A 4194-nucleotide genomic window follows, 5' to 3' on the forward strand; every position below is an offset into this window, starting at 1 on the left:
ATTATTCCAGAGTCTTCCATTGATTTATAAGTCATTCCCAAACTGCGTAACATTTCAACCCTGCCTACTTCAAAAAATGTGGCATAATTACCGTAGTACATATAACCCATTTGGTCTGTATCAGCATATCGAACGCGTATTTTTGTAGTATGGATATACATTATTTTTTGATATTGCGCTCATTTAGAGCTTGTTGAAATTTCTTAGCATTAGTTAGGTGTTGCGATAGGGTAGAAGCATAATTGTGATAACCAGAAAAATCCTCTTTCGCACACATATAGATATAATCATGCTTCTCATAATTTAAAACAGCATCAATTGCATTTATACTAGGCATTGAAATTGGTCCGGGAGGTAATCCTTTGTTTAAGTATGTATTATAAGGTGAATTAATCCGTAAATGTTTATTTAATACTCTTCTAATTGTAAAATCATTAGCTGCAAATATTACTGTCGGGTCCGCTTCTAAGCGCATTCCCTTGATAAGTCTATTCATGTATAGTCCTGCAATTGTAGGCATCTCATTATCATTTAATGCTTCACCATCCACAATTGAAGCAAGGATACTGACTTCTATCGGACTCATATTTATTCCTTTAGCTTTTGATTTCCTTTCGTCATTCCAAAATTTGGTGTACTCTTCATGCATTCTTGTAAAAAACTCTTCAGCATCTGTATTCCAGTATATTTCATAAGAATTTGGAATGAATATGGTGTACACATTGTCGGTGTTAAAGCCAAATTTTTGAACATATTCAGTAGAATCTAGCAATTTTGATATTGAAGCTGAATCGCATTCTAATTTTTTTGAGACCATTCCAGCTAGGGTATGTTTAAGTCGCACATTTTGAAAAGATATCTTCACGGCTTCTTGATTTCCAGCTTTAAGCATGTTTATGAATGCTCTATTGCTCATTCCTTCTTGTAATCGATATCTACCTGGTTTAATTTTACCAGAATATTGCATGTTTTTGGCAGCATTAAGGAAAGAAAGTGTATCTCTTAAGGTATTCTCTGATTTTATTGTAGCATAAACATCATTGAAATCAGATCCTGTTTTGATGAATAAATATTCTTGTTTTCCGTTTATGTTCGGTTTAAAATATTGTAAATAATAGTTTAGTGCAGTTCCACCTAATACCAATATTAATATTAAACCTATTGCTAAAAGTGTTTTTGATTTAAAAGTCATTTATGTATCTGATTATTAATTATTTGTAGGCTAATTTGGTTCTAAAAATTCAATTTTCGTATTGCTAATAATCCACCAATCAAATTTCTAACATTTGTAAAACCCATATTTATTAGAGCTCTTTTGGCTGTTTCACTTCTCAAGCCACGTTGGCATATAACAATAATTTCCTTTTCTTTATCATAGTCAAGCTCATCAATTTCTCTCAATAATTTCCCTAAGGGGATATTTTCGCCTCCAACATTAAAAGTTAGATATTCAAGTTCTTCTCTAACATCAATTAATGTAAATGATGAAGAATCAGTATTGCGTTCTATAAATTCAACAGCTAAAATATCTTTCAAATTAATTTCCTCGTTTTAGAACTACATCAATTGAAGTGCCAATGCTCACCTTGTTTAAGGTATCATTTATAGCAGGAAATTGGTTAATTATTCTGGCATTAACGGAATCTGTAGCGCCTTCAAAAGTAACGTTTCCCAATATAAGTGAAGAACCTAAAAGCGCCATTCTTGCCTCGCTAAGGCTTAATCCCATTAAGTTTGGTATATCCACTTCGCTTGCGCCAAGTCCATCACCAAGAACCAAACTGATTTGTGATCCTTTCGGTATCTGTTGTCCTTTTCTGAGAATACTTCCATTAAAAATAGCCTCTAAAATTACATCTTTAGCAACATCAGATCGATAAGTAGTGTCACCAACTTTTAATTGATAATTATTAAGTATTGAACGAACTTCAATAAACGTTTTACCTTCAATATCAGGAAATTTAATGTTTGGAGCATCTTTTGTAACAATCAAATAAATGGTACGGTTTGATTTTACATTCGTATTTGGGTCAGGATCTTGTTCTACAACAACACCTGGACCTTGGTCAATTAAATAGATTGAATCATTTATTTGATATCTTAACCCTTGTTCTTCTAAAAGTTCAATGGCTTCGGCTAGGGGTAGGCCTTTTAGCTTCGGGACTGGTATTCCTTCGCCATGATGAGTGTAAAAACCCAGACTATAAAATAAGATGATTAGAAATGTTAATATAGATCCAACAGCAATAAGGAGGTTTTTACGAAATGTTTTTGTTCGTAAGTAGCTAAAAAATTTACTCATTGTATGATGGTTTTATTTATGGTTTATAAAACGATGTACGCTAATTAATTTATGCCTTAAAAGACAATTATCTTTCAAAAATAATTCAAAATAACCAATATCGAAGATAAATATTAGTCAGCTATATTATTAAATTGTTTAAAAATTTATCTTTGAAGCTATGAAAAGGAAAGTTGCATTAGTTACAGGAGGTTTTACCGGCGAGTCAGTAGTTTCATTTAAAAGTGCTGATTTTGTTGAATCACAGTTAGATAAATCTAAGTATGATGTCTTTAAGATAGTCGTTTTAAAAGATTCTTGGTATTATTTTGACGCTAGTTCCGCTAAACATTCTGTCGATAAAAATGATTTTTGTGTTCGTGTTAATAATGAAAAAATAAATTTCGACGTAGCTTTTATCATGTTACATGGTTCGCCAGGTGAAGATGGCAAGCTTCAAGGTTATTTTGATTTAATAGGCTTACCTTACACTAGTTGTGATGCTTTAACATCTTCATTAACAATGAATAAGGGCTATTCCAAGGCAATCGTTGATGGTATTAGCGGACTAAATATTGCTCGTTCAATTCAGTTATTTGAGAATTCGGAAAATTCAGAAAAGCAAGTATTAAGTAATTTAGTTTTGCCTTTATTTATTAAGCCTAATAATGGTGGAAGTAGTATTGGGATGAGTAAAGTTAAAGCTAACTCTGAACTTAAGGATGCATTAAATAAGGCATTTAATGAAGATCAACAAGTTTTGGTTGAAGAATTTGTAGAGGGTAGAGAGTTTTCAATTGGTGTTTATAAAACCAAAAATGGGATTCAAGTTTTACCAGCTACAGAAGTAATTCCAACTAATGATTTCTTCGATTTTGAGGCAAAATATACACCAGGCGCCACAGAAGAAATTACTCCAGGCAGAATGAATGAGGAAGAAAAATCTAGAGTAGAGCGAATTGTAACGGATGTTTACCTTAAACTCAATTGCAAGGGAATGGTTAGAATAGATTATTTCTTACAAAAAGATACCTCAAATTTCTATTTTATTGAAATTAATACGATTCCAGGTCAAACAGCACAAAGTTTTATTCCACAGCAAGTACGTGCAGCAGGACTAAATATTAGTGAATTTTACGGTAATTTGGTAGAAATGGCTTTAAATAATCATGTTTAATATTCTAAATTGAATATTTTAGAATCATTTCTTCTGAAACTTTTACGCTTCTGCCAGTTTTGATATCAATCATAACATAATCAAACCAACCATCGCAGGCAACTTTGCCTGTTTTTAGGATTGTAATTTCAAATTTAACACGACAACCTTTGTCGTTTATGGTTTCAATGCCAGTCTGGACTGCAAAACGATCACCTAATCCAAGTGGTCGTTTATAATCTACAAAGGCAGAACGCACAACCCAGCCAAAACCCTGACTAAGGAATTCTTCCATCGACATCTTATAATAAGTTTCCATTTGCTCATACCTAGCAGCTAGTACATAATCAAAATAGGTACTATTATGAACATGATTAAACATATCGATATCATCGGGCCTAACCTTAAATTCACTTGTAAACTGGCTGTATTTAATTTCGTTTTCCATTGTGGCAAAAATCGAAACAATAAATGGGATTAGGAAATGGAGTGAGATATTAGAGGGGAGATATGAGATTTGAGATATGAGATAATAGATATGAGACATTTTTTTGTAATGGTCATTTGAATGCACCATTAAATCGTTTTACATTACTCATAATTCCTTAATCTATATTCTTTGTTTCTTATTCTAAGTATAGTTATGCCACATAAAATATTCATAAAAAAACTATATTCTTTGAAATTAACTAACAAACATCTATCTTTGCAGCTAATTAATTAATTATTAACAGCTTTAATATTATTCACGTAATGT

General features: G+C 31.9%; 6 protein-coding genes. 1 reads left to right on the top strand and 5 read right to left on the bottom strand.

The features are described 5' to 3' along the window. The 4 genes from ACIQ0D_RS11870 to ACIQ0D_RS11885 form a co-directional block, all read right to left on the bottom strand. A partial coding sequence (locus ACIQ0D_RS11870) for an acyl-CoA thioesterase (RefSeq protein ID WP_395805896.1) occupies positions 1-161 on the bottom strand: 161 nt, incomplete at its 3' end. After that, positions 161-1192, bottom strand: coding sequence for an endolytic transglycosylase MltG (gene mltG / locus ACIQ0D_RS11875; RefSeq protein WP_395805886.1), 1032 nt, complete (start codon positions 1190-1192; stop codon positions 161-163). The genes ACIQ0D_RS11870 and mltG, both read right to left, overlap by 1 nt. A gap of 41 nt (positions 1193-1233) precedes the next feature. Then, the gene (locus ACIQ0D_RS11880) at positions 1234-1536 is read right to left on the bottom strand and encodes a rhodanese-like domain-containing protein (RefSeq protein ID WP_395805888.1); all 303 of its coding nucleotides are present in this window, start codon (positions 1534-1536) and stop codon (positions 1234-1236) included. 1 nt (position 1537) lies between these two features. Beyond that, positions 1538-2302, bottom strand: coding sequence for a PASTA domain-containing protein (locus ACIQ0D_RS11885; RefSeq protein ID WP_395805890.1), 765 nt, complete (start codon positions 2300-2302; stop codon positions 1538-1540). Between the two features lie 160 nt (positions 2303-2462). Between ACIQ0D_RS11885 and ACIQ0D_RS11890 the strand changes: the two genes are divergently transcribed. Further along, positions 2463-3458: a D-alanine--D-alanine ligase gene (locus ACIQ0D_RS11890; protein WP_395805892.1), complete on the top strand. Its 996-nt coding sequence runs from the start codon at positions 2463-2465 to the stop codon at positions 3456-3458. Positions 3459-3462: 4 nt separating this feature from the next. Here ACIQ0D_RS11890 and ACIQ0D_RS11895 read toward each other — a convergent pair whose 3' ends face one another. After that, positions 3463-3885: an acyl-CoA thioesterase gene (locus ACIQ0D_RS11895; protein WP_395805894.1), complete on the bottom strand. Its 423-nt coding sequence runs from the start codon at positions 3883-3885 to the stop codon at positions 3463-3465. Positions 3886-4194: the final 309 nt, after the last annotated feature.

Source organism: Daejeonella sp. (assembly GCF_044342615.1).
Lineage (GTDB): Bacteria > Bacteroidota > Bacteroidia > Sphingobacteriales > Sphingobacteriaceae > Daejeonella.

What these genes read in the sequence shown, in the direction of transcription:
- mltG (WP_395805886.1), bottom strand. Translation starts at nt 1,192, where the DNA reads ATGACTTTTAAATCAAAAACACTTTTAGCAATAGGTTTAATATTAATA.
- ACIQ0D_RS11885 (WP_395805890.1), bottom strand. Translation starts at nt 2,302, where the DNA reads ATGAGTAAATTTTTTAGCTACTTACGAACAAAAACATTTCGTAAAAAC.
- ACIQ0D_RS11890 (WP_395805892.1), top strand. Translation starts at nt 2,463, where the DNA reads ATGAAAAGGAAAGTTGCATTAGTTACAGGAGGTTTTACCGGCGAGTCA.
- ACIQ0D_RS11895 (WP_395805894.1), bottom strand. Translation starts at nt 3,885, where the DNA reads ATGGAAAACGAAATTAAATACAGCCAGTTTACAAGTGAATTTAAGGTT.